The organism is Anaerostipes faecis (assembly GCF_910574135.1).
Classification (GTDB): Bacteria; Bacillota; Clostridia; order Lachnospirales; family Lachnospiraceae; genus Anaerostipes; species Anaerostipes hominis.
Genome location: NZ_CAJSYK010000010.1, coordinates 20325 through 34900 on the forward strand (window position 1 = coordinate 20325; position 14576 = coordinate 34900).

The 14576-nt window shown below is 44.2% G+C and carries 14 protein-coding genes; 13 read left to right on the top strand and 1 reads right to left on the bottom strand.

The genetic code is table 11. The features are described from left to right. Positions 1–228: 228 nt before the first annotated feature. The 10 genes from QGT46_RS08375 (at position 229) to QGT46_RS08420 (ending at position 9982) form a co-directional block, all read left to right on the top strand. Entirely contained in the window at positions 229–1098 is an 870-nt protein-coding gene (locus QGT46_RS08375; RefSeq protein WP_301590351.1) for an amidase domain-containing protein, read from the top strand. Positions 1099–1181: 83 nt separating this feature from the next. Then, positions 1182–1598 (top strand): hypothetical protein, encoded by a 417-nt coding sequence (locus QGT46_RS08380; RefSeq protein WP_148459501.1) that lies wholly within the window; start codon positions 1182–1184, stop codon positions 1596–1598. Between the two features lie 84 nt (positions 1599–1682). Beyond that, the gene (locus QGT46_RS08385) at positions 1683–2105 is read left to right on the top strand and encodes a hypothetical protein (protein ID WP_148459500.1); all 423 of its coding nucleotides are present in this window, start codon (positions 1683–1685) and stop codon (positions 2103–2105) included. Between the two features lie 93 nt (positions 2106–2198). Beyond that, positions 2199–2363 carry a FeoB-associated Cys-rich membrane protein gene (locus QGT46_RS08390; protein WP_081723773.1) on the top strand — a complete coding sequence of 55 codons (165 nt, stop codon included), beginning with the start codon at positions 2199–2201 and terminating at the stop codon, positions 2361–2363. A 408-nt stretch (positions 2364–2771) separates the two neighbouring features. Continuing rightward, entirely contained in the window at positions 2772–4382 is a 1611-nt protein-coding gene (locus tag QGT46_RS08395) for a CTP synthase (protein ID WP_148459499.1), read from the top strand. A gap of 17 nt (positions 4383–4399) precedes the next feature. After that, positions 4400–5080: a TIGR00266 family protein gene (locus QGT46_RS08400; protein WP_024726401.1), complete on the top strand. Its 681-nt coding sequence runs from the start codon at positions 4400–4402 to the stop codon at positions 5078–5080. Between the two features lie 240 nt (positions 5081–5320). Continuing rightward, positions 5321–6574, top strand: coding sequence for a zinc-binding dehydrogenase (locus tag QGT46_RS08405; RefSeq protein ID WP_024726402.1), 1254 nt, complete (start codon positions 5321–5323; stop codon positions 6572–6574). Positions 6575–6591: 17 nt separating this feature from the next. After that, positions 6592–7356: a DeoR/GlpR family DNA-binding transcription regulator gene (locus QGT46_RS08410; RefSeq protein WP_024726403.1), complete on the top strand. Its 765-nt coding sequence runs from the start codon at positions 6592–6594 to the stop codon at positions 7354–7356. 38 nt (positions 7357–7394) lie between these two features. Further along, on the top strand, positions 7395–9239 hold the full coding sequence (locus QGT46_RS08415; protein ID WP_148459498.1) for a PTS mannitol transporter subunit IICBA: 1845 nt from the start codon (positions 7395–7397) through the stop codon (positions 9237–9239). 188 nt (positions 9240–9427) lie between these two features. Continuing rightward, positions 9428–9982: a VanZ family protein gene (locus QGT46_RS08420; RefSeq protein WP_148459497.1), complete on the top strand. Its 555-nt coding sequence runs from the start codon at positions 9428–9430 to the stop codon at positions 9980–9982. A 71-nt stretch (positions 9983–10053) separates the two neighbouring features. Here QGT46_RS08420 and QGT46_RS08425 read toward each other — a convergent pair whose 3' ends face one another. Next, a complete protein-coding gene (locus tag QGT46_RS08425; protein ID WP_148459496.1) occupies positions 10054–11103 on the bottom strand; it encodes a LacI family DNA-binding transcriptional regulator in 1050 nt (349 codons plus the stop codon). Positions 11104–11390: 287 nt separating this feature from the next. Here QGT46_RS08425 and iolG point away from each other — a divergent pair, with 287 nt between their 5' ends. From iolG to QGT46_RS08440, 3 genes are read left to right on the top strand one after another with little or no spacing between them, the layout of a single operon-like run. Next, positions 11391–12398 carry an inositol 2-dehydrogenase gene (iolG, locus tag QGT46_RS08430; protein ID WP_148459495.1) on the top strand — a complete coding sequence of 336 codons (1008 nt, stop codon included), beginning with the start codon at positions 11391–11393 and terminating at the stop codon, positions 12396–12398. 1 nt (position 12399) lies between these two features. Beyond that, on the top strand, positions 12400–13188 hold the full coding sequence (locus QGT46_RS08435) for a hydroxypyruvate isomerase family protein (protein WP_024726408.1): 789 nt from the start codon (positions 12400–12402) through the stop codon (positions 13186–13188). A 28-nt stretch (positions 13189–13216) separates the two neighbouring features. Beyond that, the gene (locus QGT46_RS08440) at positions 13217–14572 is read left to right on the top strand and encodes an MFS transporter (RefSeq protein WP_148459494.1); all 1356 of its coding nucleotides are present in this window, start codon (positions 13217–13219) and stop codon (positions 14570–14572) included. The last annotated feature ends 4 nt before the right edge of the window (positions 14573–14576 follow it).

Genomic DNA, 14576 nt, shown 5'->3' on the forward strand with positions numbered 1-14576 from the left:
AACAAATCTTTTCTATTGTACTCATTCTGATGTTTTGCATAGGAATACTTGGGACGGCAAAGGTAAAAGGGAAAACTTTAGATAAGTCAGATAAAATAATGGTGAAAAAAGTTATACGAATATGATATTTTAAGCAGTAAAAATATAGGGACAGGGTATGAAGATTATAAACTAGATTTAAAATATTCTGGAATGGATATCAATGGAAGTACAGCGAAAGTATCAGTAATGAGAAATATTGATTATCATTATAAAGGATTCAGTGATATTGATTCAGGGCTATATGATACACAGTACCAGTTTACTTTAAAAAAGATGAATGGGAATTGGAAGATTGACAATATTAATACGACAAACGAGAATTATAACTATTTTAAGAGTGAAGTAAGTGACTTTAAGGTTACTCGGGCAGCTTACTCAATGAAAAATTACCGAGACAAAGTCACAGATATTTGTAATCAGTTAGTTGAAGAGTCAAAAACACAAAATAAAGAGTTGAAAAATTTAAATTCAAGCGGAATTTCAACATTGTCAGTGAGTAAGGGATATTCATGGGCGAATGGCATTGCATATGCCAAGAGATTTGCTAAAGCTAAGCGATTTTTTTATATTGTTCCAAATCAAAATGACTGCACCAATTTTATTTCACAATGCGTCTGGGCTGCCTATGGTGGATATAATAAAAGCAGTGATGCTAAAACGAAAAAGAATATAAGCAGTAAATTCCGAATGGTAAAGGGTGTTTGGTATGGAGGTACAGGAGGAGGTTCATCTGCATGGGAGAGTGTAAATCCTTTTTACACCTATGTAAATAAGGCTAAAACTTATGGTCCCAAAGGAAAAGGCTATAATAACAACAAACTTGTAAAATCTTTAACTAATATACAGGTAGGAGATGTACTGCAGAGTAGAGAAGATGGGAAGAAAAATGTTTATAAGCACAGCACATATGTCACACAGATTAAGGACAGGCAGACATTTGTCACACAACATAATCTAAAATCAAGAGCAGTTACCGACTGGATCAGGGCTAATGGTGGAGTGAATCATTGTTATATTCGGGGGATACGTTTTTCCAATGCAAAGTTTGTGAAATAATATAAAAGGTTTGGAAAATGAGACTGCAAACACTTTTATCATTAATTATGCTGTCATTCAGGGCGGCCAGAATGGAGATTAATATGAAACGAATGATTCCTGTTTTTTTCTTGATTAGTATGTTGTTGATTGTTAACACAGGATGTCAGAAAAAAGAAATAAAAAAATCAGAGACTACAACAGAAATCAGCAAAGAAGATAAAATTCCAAAGATTTCAAAAAAGGAGTTATCCGTTATGAGACAAAAGGCGGAAAAAGAGCTGAAGAAACTAGACTATGATGTGCAAAAGATAGAATTTGAACCTGAATATTATAAAAAAATAGGGTATGATTCATGGAATGAATTCATAAAAAAGAATACGGCAGACGGAGACGTTAAAAAATATTCCTTAGATAAAATTGTAATCTTAGAGGCATATCAAAAGAATTCATCAGCAGGAGTCTTAGTTGTTTTTGCTAAGGAAGAAGGAAAATGGAAGTTTTTATACGTTTTTAAATAAGAGTTAAAACGAGATGCTGAATTGAATGAGTAAATTCCGGTTCAGAACTAAATTCTATCATGCTTTAAACGACTGGAGATTAATATGAAACAAAAAATTACGATTCTTTTATTAATCAGTGTGTTGTTGATTGCTAATACAGGATGCAAGAAAAAGGAAATAAATAAACCAGAGTCTACAACGGAAATCAGTAAAAAAGATAAAATTCCAAAGATTTCAAAGAAGGAATTGTCGGCCATGAAAAAAAAGGCAAAAAGAGAGCTAAAACTACATGATTATAATTATAATTTTCAAAAGGTAGAATTTGAACCTGAATATTATAAAAAAATAGGAGATGATTCATGGCAGGAATTTATAGAGAAACATACGGCAGATGGAGATGTAGAAAAATATTCTTTGGATAACATAGTAATCTTAGAGGGATATGAAAAAGATTCATCTGTAGCAGATTTAGTTGTATTCGCCAAGAAAAAAGAAAAATGGAAGTTTTTATATGTTTTTAAATGATAGTTAAAACTTATGATAAGAAGAATTGACTTGAGGATATCTTCATGCTATGGTTAGTAGAATGAGATTAATTATCAATAATGGAGGAAGCCAATGAGTCTGACAGACGGCATTATCCTGATTTTGGCGGCGGGGATCGTTCTCTTTGTGATATGGAGATTCATCTCACGCGTCCGGCGGGGAGAGACAGGGTGTGGCTGCGGATGTGAGGGCTGTTCCAAGGCCTGTCCATCCAAACAAAAAAAGGAAACAAAGTGAGTAAAAAGCTGTGAGGAAATTTATCACAGCTTTTTGTAATTTTAAAGTTGACATGTAAAATTATGTATGTTATATTATTACCGTAGAAAGCACCACACAGTGCCTCTTTTCTGAACCTCATTCAGTAAGATCTATTTCATATTTCCTTTGGCGTTCGCCAATCATACCCCAGTGATAGAACTTAAGAACCAACAGTCAGTTAAGAAAGCAACGATTCCTTATTTATTTTTCATCAAGAGAAGAGGAATACTGTACCTGGTGCTTTCTTTTTGTGGTATAATATTTATATCTGAGTAAAAATCCATTTTCAAAATTTTGTTTGTTAGGGGAGCTGAGGTGGGCTTGCCCACTTTGTTTAAATATGATATTATAACATTTTGTAATTATTAGAACTTAGGAGGAAAAATCATGCCAGTAAAATACGTATTTGTCACCGGCGGTGTTGTTTCAGGCCTTGGAAAAGGAATCACTGCAGCGTCTCTGGGACGATTACTGAAAGCGAGAGGTTATCACGTAACCAGCCAGAAGTTTGATCCATATATCAATATTGACCCGGGAACCATGAACCCGATCCAGCACGGAGAAGTTTTTGTGACGGATGACGGGGCGGAGACAGATCTTGACCTGGGACACTATGAGCGATTCATCGATGAAGGCCTGAACAAAAAATCAAACGTGACGACAGGAAAGGTTTACTGGAATATTTTACAGAAGGAACGGCGCGGAGATTACGGCGGCAATACGGTTCAGGTGATCCCGCATGTGACCAACGAGATCAAGAGCCGTTTTTATAGAAATGAAGAGGCAACGGAACAGGAAGTGGCGATCATAGAGATCGGCGGTACTGTGGGAGATATTGAGAGCCAGCCATTTTTAGAGGCGCTCAGACAGTTCCAGCATGAAGTGGGACATGAAAACTGTATCCTGATCCATGTGACGCTGATCCCGTATTTAAAGAGCTCAGGCGAGTTAAAGACGAAACCGACCCAGGCCAGCGTCAAGGATCTCCAGGGTATGGGAATCCAGCCGGATATCCTTGTGTGCAGATCAGACTATCCGCTGGATGACGGTATTAAGAGGAAAATTGCACAGTTCTGCAACGTGGAAAAAGAGCGTGTCATCCAGAACCTGGATGCAGAAGTTTTATATGAAGTTCCGCTCATGATGGAAAATGAACACCTGGCACATGAAGCGTGTGCCTGTCTTCATCTTCCGTGTCCGGAGCCGGACCTTTCAGAGTGGCGCAAGATGATCGGCAACTGGAAGCATCCAAAGCATAAAGTCGAAGTGGCTCTGGTCGGAAAGTATGTGTCACTTCACGATGCCTATATCAGTGTGGTAGAATCTCTGGAGCATGCGGGTGTGGCCAACTCGGCAGACGTGTGCATCCGATGGGTGGACTCCGAGCGTGTCAGCTCTTACAATGTGGACGAGATGCTGGGCGGCGTTCAGGGTATTATCGTTCCCGGAGGATTTGGAGACAGGGGTATTGAGGGCATGATCTGCTCCATCCAGTACGCAAGGGAACACAAGATTCCTTATCTGGGACTGTGCCTTGGCATGCAGCTTACCATTGTGGAGTTTGCGAGAAACGTCCTTGGCTACGCAGATGCCCACAGCAAAGAGTTTAATGAAAATACGGAACATCCGATGATTCATATCATGGCAGATCAGGACGGAGTGACCAATATCGGAGGTACACTGAGACTCGGATCTTATCCGTGCGTATTGGCAGAAGGTTCCAAAGCCGAAGAACTTTACGGAACTAAAGAGATTTCAGAGCGCCACCGCCACCGCTACGAGGTAAATAACAAGTATAGGGATGTACTTCAGGAAAACGGCATGATGCTCTCAGGATGCTCACCGGACGGGCGTATCGTAGAGATGATTGAGATACCGTCTCATCCGTTCTTTTTAGCAACACAGGCACATCCCGAATTTAAATCAAGACCAAACAAAGCACATCCGCTGTTTAAGGGATTTATTGAAGCGTCTTTAAAAAGCGGAGGAATGATCTGAGAAAGGGGTGAGGCAGTATGAAGCATGAAATCATCGGAAAGACAGTACCGGCAGTAGAAGTGGAACTTGACAAGGGAGAAGCAATGTTTACCCAGTCAGGAGCTATGGCATGGATGGACTCTTCGATCAAAGGGGAGTCCAAGATGGAGGGCGGATTTTTAAAAGGGATCGGAAGGAAGATTGCCGGAGAGTCACTCTTCATGGTGACTTATTCTTCTGTAAAAGATGGGGCGAAGATTGCTTTTGCATCAACTGTTCCCGGGACGATCCTTCCACTTCAGTTCCAGGGGACCGGAGGAATGATCTGTCAGAAAAAGGCTTTTCTGTGCGCTCAGAGGAGCGTTTCTCTGGAGACTATATTTACGAAGAAGCTGTCAGCAGGAGCTTTCGGAGGAGAGGGCTTCATACTGCAGAGACTTTCCGGAGACGGCATGGCATTTTTGGAGGTCGACGGGGATGCGGTGACTAAGGAACTGGCTCCGGGAGAGACCATACTCGTAGATACCGGAAATGTGGTGGCCTTTGAAGACGGCATAAGTTATGAGATCGAGCGGATCAAAGGTGTTAAAAATATTTTTTTCGGGGGAGAGGGATTATTTCTCACTAAGCTTACCGGACCGGGAAAGATCATATTACAGACACAGAATTTCAATGATTTTGCTGGAAGGATTGCATCGCTGATACCTTCCGGCAGCTGATTACAGCACATATAAGACAAAAGAACTGCCCGAAACAACCTACCAGGGCGGTTCTTTTTTTGTTATGTAATAGCGTGCCAGGCAACAAAAAAAGCCCACCGGGCAGGATACTCACAAATGGAAAAATTTAAGAATATTTAATATTCATATTGCCAAATGAAAATAAAAGTGGTATGATATTTTCATAATAAAAATAAATGAAAATACATGAAAACACATGAAAATCTCAAGGAGGGCATTATGCAGGTAAAAGGTGTAAGATTGTACGGAGTGGATGACATCAGATTAGAAGAATTTGAACTGCCGGAGATCAAAGATGATGAGATATTGGTAAAAGTTGTAAGCGACAGTATCTGTATGTCAACATGGAAAACTGTGAAACAGGGCGCTGGTCACAAAAGAGTGCCCAATGACGTGGCAGAGAACCCGGTATTAGTTGGACATGAATTTGCCGGAGACATCGTGAAAGTAGGAAAGAAGTGGCAGGATAAGTTCAAACCTGGACAAAAGTTTGCCCAGCAGCCGGCAATTCCGGGACAGATGGAATCTCCGGGATATTCTTATCAGTACTGCGGTGGTGCAGCAACCTACTGTATCTTCCCGAATGACATTATTGAAAAGGGATGTGTATGGACTTTTGAAGGCGACAGCTACTTTGATGCCTCTGTGGCAGAACCGATGTGCTGTGTCATCAGCGGTTATCATACAAATTACCATACGGTTCCGGGAAGCTATGAGCATGTCATGGGGACAAAAGAAGGCGGAAATATCCTGATCCTGGGCGGATGCGGACCTATGGGACTGGGTGCTGTAAGTTATGCGCTGGCTTTCGAGAATAAACCAAAACGTGTTGTAGTCACAGATATCAGCGATGACCGTGTAGAACGGGCAAAACAGGTGATCTCCATTGAAGATGCAAAAGCGGCAGGCGTAGAACTTCACTATGTGAATACTGCGGCTATGAAAGACCAGGAAAAAGAACTTATGGACATCACAGAAGGACATGGATATGATGATGTATTCGTATATGTTCCGATCACTGGCGTTGCAGAACTTGGAAATAAGCTGCTCGCTTACGACGGCTGCATGAACCTGTTTGCAGGACCGACAGATCCAAAGTTCTCAGCAAATATGAACCTGTATGACTGCCATTACTCCAGGACCAAAATTCTGGGAAGCACCGGGGGAACCATTGATGATATGAAAGAAGCGATCAACAAGGCGGCATCCAAAGAAATTAAACCGGCTGTTATGATCACACATATCGGAGGAATTGACGCAGTTGCAGAGACAACCAAAAATCTTCCGGATATTCCGGGAGGAAAGAAACTTACTTACATGCAGTTCGATATGCCGCTCACTGCCATCGATGATTTCAGAAAATTAGGGGAGAAAGATCCTCTGTTTGCAAAACTTGCAGATGCATGTGACAAACACAACGGCCTGTGGAATGCAGAAGCAGAAAAGATTTTATTTGAGCACTTTGGGGCATAAGATAAAGAGGGGTGCCAATGTTTGCAGAGGAAAGAAGAGAACAGATTCTATTATATCTTAAGAAGCATAAGCGGGCTGAGGTGAAAGAGCTTATCGAAGAGTTTCAGGTCACCGGGGCGACCCTGCGGGCTGATCTGCGGGCGATGGAAGAAGAGGGTTCCATTGTCCGAACCCATGGGGGCGCGCTGCTCAAAGAAGATGTTTTGCAGAAAGAAGAATTCTTATCACTCAGAAGAGGGCACGAAGAAGAAAAGAAAGCCATTGCCAGAATCGCCAGAGCTTATGTGCAGGAGGGAGACGCGGTTATCTTGGACAGCGGAAGCACCACACTGGAGCTTGCACTGCTGTTAAAAGACGCGAAAAACATCAAAGTTATTACCAACGATCTTCAGATTGCGTTGGAACTACAGGAAAATCCGTGGATTGAACTCTATATTGTCGGGGGGAAAGTGAGAAATAATTTTCGCCTGACTCAGGGAGCTATCGGCACTGACTTTATTAAAAGTATTGCAGTCAATAAAGTATTTCTGTCTCCCAATGCCCTGTCGGTTTTCGGCGGAGCGACCACGAGCAATGAAGAGATGAAAGTGATCAAGCGGGCCATGATGGAAGCGGCAGGCGAGATTTACATGCTCTGTGACAGCTCAAAGATAGGACAGAGAGCTTTCTGCAGGTTTGCCAGACTGAGCGAATTTAAACTGATGCTCACAGATTCCGGAATTTCCAAATTAGACAAAAACGCAATAGAAGAACAGGGACTTGAAGTAAAGATATGCAAATGAGGGGGGAACGTTTGCATGGGAATGAAGGAGATGAATATATGAAAAACGCAGTACAAAGATTTGGAAAGTTTTTGAGCGCAATGGTCATGCCGAATATCGGCGCATTTATTGCATGGGGATTAATCACGGCCCTGTTTATTGAAAAGGGCTGGTTCCCGAACGCAAAACTTGCAACTATGGTCGATCCGATGCTGAAGTACATACTTCCGGTCCTGATCGGTTATCAGGGAGGTAAACTCGTAGCCGGAGACCGGGGCGGGGTCATCGCAGTCATCGCCATCCTGGGTGTGATCTGCGGAAGTGATGAGGTCATGTTCATGGGAGCAATGGCTATGGGTCCTTTTGCCGGATGGGTCATCAAGAAGTTTGACAAAGCGGCAGAGGGGCGTATTCCGGCCGGATTTGAAATGCTGGTCAACAATTTCTCTGTCGGTATCATCGGAATGATCCTGGCGATCATCGGATACTATCTGATCGGACCGGTTATGACAGCAATCCTCACCGTGCTCACGGCAGGAGTTGATTTCCTGATCGGACACAGCCTGCTGCCGCTGGTATCTGTATTCGTGGAACCTGCAAAGGTACTGTTCCTTAACAATGCTATCAACCATGGTATCTTTACTCCGATCGGAGGAGAGCAGGTACAGGCAGCCGGGAAATCAATCATGTACATGATCGAGGCGAACCCAGGCGCAGGCCTTGGAGTTCTGTCCGCATACTGGGCATTTTCCAAAGACAAAAGAACAAAGGATTCCGCACCGGGTGCGATCATCATCCACTTTTTTGGTGGAATCCATGAGATCTATTTCCCTTATGTACTGATGAATCCTGTTGTTATCATTGCATCCATCGCAGGTTCTGCCTGTGCAGTATTCTATTACTCTTTGTTTAACATCGGACTTACCGGACCGGCATCGCCTGGATCCATCATCGCCTTTTTAACAATGGCGCCGAAAGGATCAACGCTTGCCGTACTGCTCGGAGTTGTGATCGCTGCGGTTGTATCTTTCCTCGTAGCGGCACCGATCATCAAGATGTCCAACGGAAAGAGTCTGGAAGAGGCCTCAGACAGTGTTCAGAATATGAAGGCCGCCAGCAAAGGTATTGCAAAAAAGGCAGGAGAGATCAAGAAGATCGTATTCGCCTGTGACGCAGGTATGGGCTCCAGCGCCATGGGAGCAACCAAATTCAGAAACAGGATTAAGCCTTTGGGGCTTGGCATTACAGTGATCAATTCCTCTGTTGATACGGTGCCTGCCGATACGGATGTGGTTGTATGTCAGGAGGTTTTAGCAGACCGTGCGGCCAAAAGTGCGCCAAATGCACAGCTGGTAACGATCAAGAACTTTCTCCAGGATGAGGCCATTGACGGTTTGTACAATAAGCTGGCTCAGGGCCAGAAAGAAGGAGCTGTTCCTGTAGAAGAGCAGGTAGAACAGGCGTCTTCTGAGACAGAGGCAAAACCGATGGTCATGGTGAAGGAAGGGATTAAGCTCGGACAAAAGAGTGTTTCCAAAGAAGAAGCCATAGCGGCAGCAGGAAACTTACTTTATGAGCTGGGTTATGTAGAAAAAGAATATATTGAAGCCATGCAGGAGAGAGAACGCACAGTCACCACCTATCTTGGTATGGGAGTTGCGATCCCTCACGGAACCGGAGACGCGAAAAATAAAGTCAAGAAAACCGGTATTGTCCTTGTCCAGTATCCGGACGGTGTGGATTTCGGTGACGAAAAAGCTTACCTAGTGTTCGGAATCGCAGGAATCGGCAATGAACATCTGAAACTGCTTGGAAAGATCACACAGGTGATCGACAGTCAGGATAATCTTGACAAATTACAAACAGCGGGCAATGTCCAGGATGTTTTGGATATGCTGAAATAAAATGAAAATGAGAGCTTTTGCAGGGCAGGCCGGAGTAAGGACTGTCTTGCAGAAGCTTTTGTTTTGAGGAGTACTTAACATATGACAAATAACAAAAAATGGTTTCTTTCAGAGTTTATAAATAAGTTCCTTTTATAAAGTCAGAAAAAAGTAAGAACCCTGGAAGGGATTCTTAAAGCGGAGATGTTATGCTGTTGTACCTGGTGTCCAGGGCAGATAAGACACGGCTTAACTTAAAGGTATTGTGCGGTTCCTGCCTGATGTACTATTACCTGTGTATTGTTTTAAAGAGTATTGTCGGGGTCCCGACAGTAAAAGATTTAGTCTGGAGAGCTGGGATCGGGGAGGCGGTTTTTAATCCGAATATCAGTCTGATTCCGCTGGCTGGCGGTATCGGAATGGATTTTATCCTGAACATTCTTTGTTTTATCCCCCTGGGGCTGCTTTGCCCGGTTATAAGCAAGAGCTATGGACGGATGAAAAAGACGGTTCTATTTGGGCTGTGGTTTTCGCTGGCCATTGAGATAAGCCAAATGTTTACACTGTACAGGGCAACAGACAGCAGTGACCTGATCGCAAATGTTTTAGGAACAGCCCTTGGCTGGTTCTGTTTTAAGACGGCCGCACGGCTTAAAAAGACTAGGAAACCGTACGGTGACAGCGGCTCCGCGGGAAAAGATCCTGGGCGGTTTTTCCCTGGCCTGACCTTAATGACTGCTTTTATGTTTACTTTTAAAAGTTAAGATAAACATTTTATGTACGCTAAAAATCCGGAGAGGGATCAGAGATGATCCTTTCACCGGATTTTTAAGTTTTATGAGTTCTCCAGGTTCTGGGAGCAGATGATGGAGATGTTGGTATTCGTCTCTTCTGATTCCGGGAGTTTCCCTTTCTGCAGATAGTCCCGCAGGTAGATCATAGGCAGATAGCCCTGTCTGAAAATATCCTGGGAAATTGTAAAATCAATACTTCCATTTTGTAGAAGCCGTTTTGTGCTCTCTGATATATCATGGCAGATGATCTTAAGAGAATCCTTCATGCCCAGTGTGTTTACGGCCTCGGTACATCCGGCCACACTGCGGTTGGCCATATATATACCGCAGATACCGGAGGTCTGTTCAAGAGCCTCCGTAACTTTCCGGAAGGTTGTCTGATAGTCATTGTATGTCTCAATGACCTGTATCTGGTCTTTTCTAAAACCGATTTCTTCCATCCTGTCCAGAAAACCTTCCAGGCGGGTCCGGTGACCGTCAAATTCCAAGTTTCCCACAGCAGCCAGGATGCTGCCTGAAACGGGGATACACTTGCTCAGAAGCTCAGCGGCAATGCGCCCGCTCTTATGATAGTCCTGTCCGATGAAACAGAGCCGCCGGCTTTCCGGAAGATCCGAATTCAATGTGATGACGGGGATATTGTTGTCGTTCAGCGCAGAGACGTGAGTTTCAATGGAAGGATTGTTGAGGGCGCACAGGGCGATGCCCTGGACTTCTTCATCCAGCAGTTCATCCAGCAATTCGATTACCTCGCCGGGAATATCTGTCTTGCATTCTTTCAGAATAATCTCTACGTGAAAATCCTCCAGCTCAGACCGGGCCGCATCGATGCCCCGTAAAATTTCAGTTTTAAAATGGCCTGTCCAGTTGGGCAGGAGTACTCCCAGTTTTATATGAGAATAGGAAACTTCGGACAGCTTGGTCTGGTATGCCTGTCTCGGTGACAGATAGCCTGTTTCCTGGATCGCTTTCATGACCCTGTCATGGACGTCTGGGCTGACATGGGAACGGTTGTTTAATACCCGGTCTACGGTGCCCCTGGAAACTCCGGCCAGCTCCGCGACCATCTGTATCGTAGGTTTCTTTTTCATTGGAATGCCTTCTTTCTCTGCTTTCTTGTGTGCATTTGCATTCTATCATATCAGGAAACATGCTGCAATGCTTTGGGTTGGTCATTTTTCACAAAGGACCAGGCGCAGAAGCCTGATAAACACGTAATGTGCAAAAGCACATATAACGTATAATGCACAAAAATACAGAAAACCAATTGATTACATTGACTTTGCTGCTGGGTGGACCTATAATTATAAGTGCAAAAGCACATGAATGATACAAAAACACAATTAAATCAAAATCATCAGAAAGTGAGGTTCATCAAATGAAAGTAGGAATCATTGGAGCAGGGAGAATCGGAAAGGTACATGCAAAAAATATCTCTATGTTTGTGCCGGAGGTTGAGATCAAGACAGTTGCGGATCCGTTTATGAACGCAGAAACAGAAAGCTATCTAAAAAACTTAGGGGTCCGGGAAGTGACAAAAGAAGCCCGGGATATTTTAAATGACAGGGAAATCGAGGCTGTTCTGATATGTTCTTCCACAGACACTCACTCAAAATACATCATAGAGTCCGCCAGGGCAGGGAAACATATCTTCTGCGAAAAACCGGTTGACTACGATTTAGATAAGGTTCATGAGGCTGTCAAGGCGGCTTGTGATGCCGGAGTAAAGCTTCAGATCGGATTTTGCCGCAGGTTTGACCACAACCACAGGGGAGTGTACGACGTGGTGAAATCCGGCAGGATCGGGGATGTACATATGATCAGGATCAGCTCCAGGGATCCGGAGCCGCCGGCCATTGACTATGTAAAAGTATCCGGAGGAATTTTTTACGATATGATGATTCACGATTTTGACATGGCAAGATTCCTGGCCGGCTCAGAGGTAACAGAAGTCCATGCGGCAGGTTCTGTGCTTGTTGACCCGGAGATCGGGAAAGCGGGGGATGTGGATACTGCCGTGGTTACCTTAAAGTTTGAAAACGGAGCCATCGCAGTCATAGACAACAGCAGAAAGGCTGTGTACGGATATGATCAGAGAGTAGAGGTATTCGGTTCCAAAGGCTGTGTAAGAAATGAAAATGACGTACCAAACACAGTTGTGGTATCTGATGAAGACCGGACGAGCTATGAAAATACATATAAGATCATGTGGGACCGCTACACAGGAGCTTTCGTCTCCGAGATCCAGGCATTCGCAGATGCAGTGTTGAATGATACCGAGACACCAGTGGGCGGAGAAGACGGCCTGTATCCGGTGCTCATGGCTGCAGCGGCGACAAAATCCCTGAAAGAAGGAAGACCGGTCAAAATCGCGGAGGTAGAATAAAATGGGTTTAAGAAAATGTGCATGTATCGATACTTTATACACAGAGCTGCCCTGGAACGAACGTTTCCAGGCAGCCAAGGATGACGGGTTTGAAGCTGTGGAATTCTGGGACTGGAGAATCCGGGATCTTGAGGAAACAGCGAAGGCCGCAAAAAATGCAGGAATCCAGATCAGCGGGTTTAACGGTGATGCTGATTATTCCCTGGTGGACCCTGAGCATAAGGAGAAGTATCTGACTGAGTTAAAAAAATCCATCGGAGCGGCTAAAAAAGTAGGAGCGCTCAGTGTCACGATCCATTCCAACGCTTTGGGGGACGGCGGAGTTGTTGTAAACCATTATGATCACCTGTCGGATACAGTAAAGCTCTGCGCGATGTACGACACACTCTTGGAATGTGCCAAGCTTGCCGAAAAAGAAGATATCAATGTCAATCTGGAAGCGCTGAACATTACAACAGACCATGAGGGGAACTTCCTGAAATATACTCAGATGGGTGCAGAAATATGCAGTCTCATCGGTTCCCCGAGACTGAAACTATTGTATGATGTTTATCATATGCAGATCAATGAAGGCTGCATCTGTGACACAATTAGTAATTACAGCGGGCAGTTCGGACATATCCATGTGGCAGACGCACCGGGAAGACATGAACCGGGTACTGGTGAGATCAATTATAAAAAGGTGATCAGACATCTTGAGGAATGCGGATATGAGGGTTACGTGGGATATGAATTGTTTCCTCTCACCGATACAAAAGCTGCAGTTAAGGCAATCATGGAAGAATGTTAATGCGCAGGAAAAAGGATGGGTATAAATTATGAAGAAAATATCATTTGGAACGAGAGTCGCCTACGGGTGCGGCGATACGGCATGTAACATCGTCTACGGCATGATCTCCACCCTGCTCACCCTGTTTTACACAGACTACGCGGGTGTCTCTCCCATCACCATCGGTATGGTCATGTTAATCTCAAGGGTTTTTGACGGTAGCTCAGATCTGATCATGGGATTCCTTGTGGACAGGACAAAATCCAGGTGGGGAAAATCCAGGCCGTGGCTGCTGTGGATGACGGCCCCTTATGCGATTGCCGCAATCTTAATGTTTACTGTGCCTCATTCCACAGAGTTTGTAAAAGGCATCTACATATTTGTAACCTATAACCTGACAACGACGGTTATCTACACGGCGATCAATGTTCCATACGGATCGCTCTCAACCATGATGACTAGGGATTCATACCAGCAGGATCTGCTTTCCATTTTCCGCATGATTTTATCTCCGGTGGGAAGGATCATATCTGTCACATTTACCATGCCGTTGGTAAAGCTGTTCGGGGATGACCAGTCAGCATGGGTCAAGACCATGTTTCTGTGGGTTGCCATTGCCGTTGCGCTCCTGCTGTTCTGCTTTTTTAAGTGTGAAGAGACAGTGAAAGTGGACGTAAAAAAAGAAAAGAAGGTCTCTGTAAAGAAGAATCTGAAAGCACTTCTCACCAACAAATATTTCTGGTGCGTGCTGGGGCTCTGGTCCATCCAGGTCATTCATCAGACCATCGTAGGGACTGATCTTCCTTATTACTGTAAATATGTATTCAAAAATGATTCGTGGATGTACAGCGCCCTGTATTTTCTTGAGACAGCGGTCATGATACTGGGGGCTATGGCTTGTCCGTTCCTGATCAAAAGGTGGGGAAAACGGAATGTGACCCTTGCTGGAAGTATCTTAGCCGTGGTGTCCCATCTTCTGATCCTGGTAAATCCATTCAGTTTCCAGTGGTTCTTTGTTGTGACCCTGATTCGTTCTGTTGGTGTATCCCAGCTTTCCGCCACGATCTTCGGCATGCTGGGTGACGTAGTGGAATACGGCTACTGGAAAAACGGCTTCCGTCAGGAAAGCCTGATCTTCGGAGGAGCAAGCCTTGGATTTAAGGTGGGGACTGGTATCGCCAGTGCATTGATGACTGGACTGATGACAGCCAGCGGCTATATCAGCTCCACCAGCGGAAATGTGGTACAGCCGGCTTCCGCAGTGAATACGATTGGAAATATCTATAAATTTGGTCCGGTCATCATATGGGTGGCAGCGATCATTCTTCTGCTGATCTATAAGCTTGACAAGGAGTATCCGTCCATCTCCAAAGAACTGGAGGAGAGAGAACTGAACGAGGCATAGAAAG

What these genes read in the sequence shown, in the direction of transcription:
- QGT46_RS08425 (WP_148459496.1), bottom strand. Translation starts at nt 11,103, where the DNA reads ATGAAAAAGAAACCTACGATACAGATGGTCGCGGAGCTGGCCGGAGTT.
- iolG (WP_148459495.1), top strand. Translation starts at nt 11,391, where the DNA reads ATGAAAGTAGGAATCATTGGAGCAGGGAGAATCGGAAAGGTACATGCA.
- QGT46_RS08405 (WP_024726402.1), top strand. Translation starts at nt 5,321, where the DNA reads ATGCAGGTAAAAGGTGTAAGATTGTACGGAGTGGATGACATCAGATTA.
- QGT46_RS08435 (WP_024726408.1), top strand. Translation starts at nt 12,400, where the DNA reads ATGGGTTTAAGAAAATGTGCATGTATCGATACTTTATACACAGAGCTG.
- QGT46_RS08420 (WP_148459497.1), top strand. Translation starts at nt 9,428, where the DNA reads ATGCTGTTGTACCTGGTGTCCAGGGCAGATAAGACACGGCTTAACTTA.
- QGT46_RS08390 (WP_081723773.1), top strand. Translation starts at nt 2,199, where the DNA reads ATGAGTCTGACAGACGGCATTATCCTGATTTTGGCGGCGGGGATCGTT.
- QGT46_RS08415 (WP_148459498.1), top strand. Translation starts at nt 7,395, where the DNA reads ATGAAAAACGCAGTACAAAGATTTGGAAAGTTTTTGAGCGCAATGGTC.
- QGT46_RS08400 (WP_024726401.1), top strand. Translation starts at nt 4,400, where the DNA reads ATGAAGCATGAAATCATCGGAAAGACAGTACCGGCAGTAGAAGTGGAA.
- QGT46_RS08410 (WP_024726403.1), top strand. Translation starts at nt 6,592, where the DNA reads ATGTTTGCAGAGGAAAGAAGAGAACAGATTCTATTATATCTTAAGAAG.
- QGT46_RS08375 (WP_301590351.1), top strand. Translation starts at nt 229, where the DNA reads ATGAGAAATATTGATTATCATTATAAAGGATTCAGTGATATTGATTCA.
- QGT46_RS08440 (WP_148459494.1), top strand. Translation starts at nt 13,217, where the DNA reads ATGAAGAAAATATCATTTGGAACGAGAGTCGCCTACGGGTGCGGCGAT.
- QGT46_RS08395 (WP_148459499.1), top strand. Translation starts at nt 2,772, where the DNA reads ATGCCAGTAAAATACGTATTTGTCACCGGCGGTGTTGTTTCAGGCCTT.
- QGT46_RS08380 (WP_148459501.1), top strand. Translation starts at nt 1,182, where the DNA reads ATGAAACGAATGATTCCTGTTTTTTTCTTGATTAGTATGTTGTTGATT.
- QGT46_RS08385 (WP_148459500.1), top strand. Translation starts at nt 1,683, where the DNA reads ATGAAACAAAAAATTACGATTCTTTTATTAATCAGTGTGTTGTTGATT.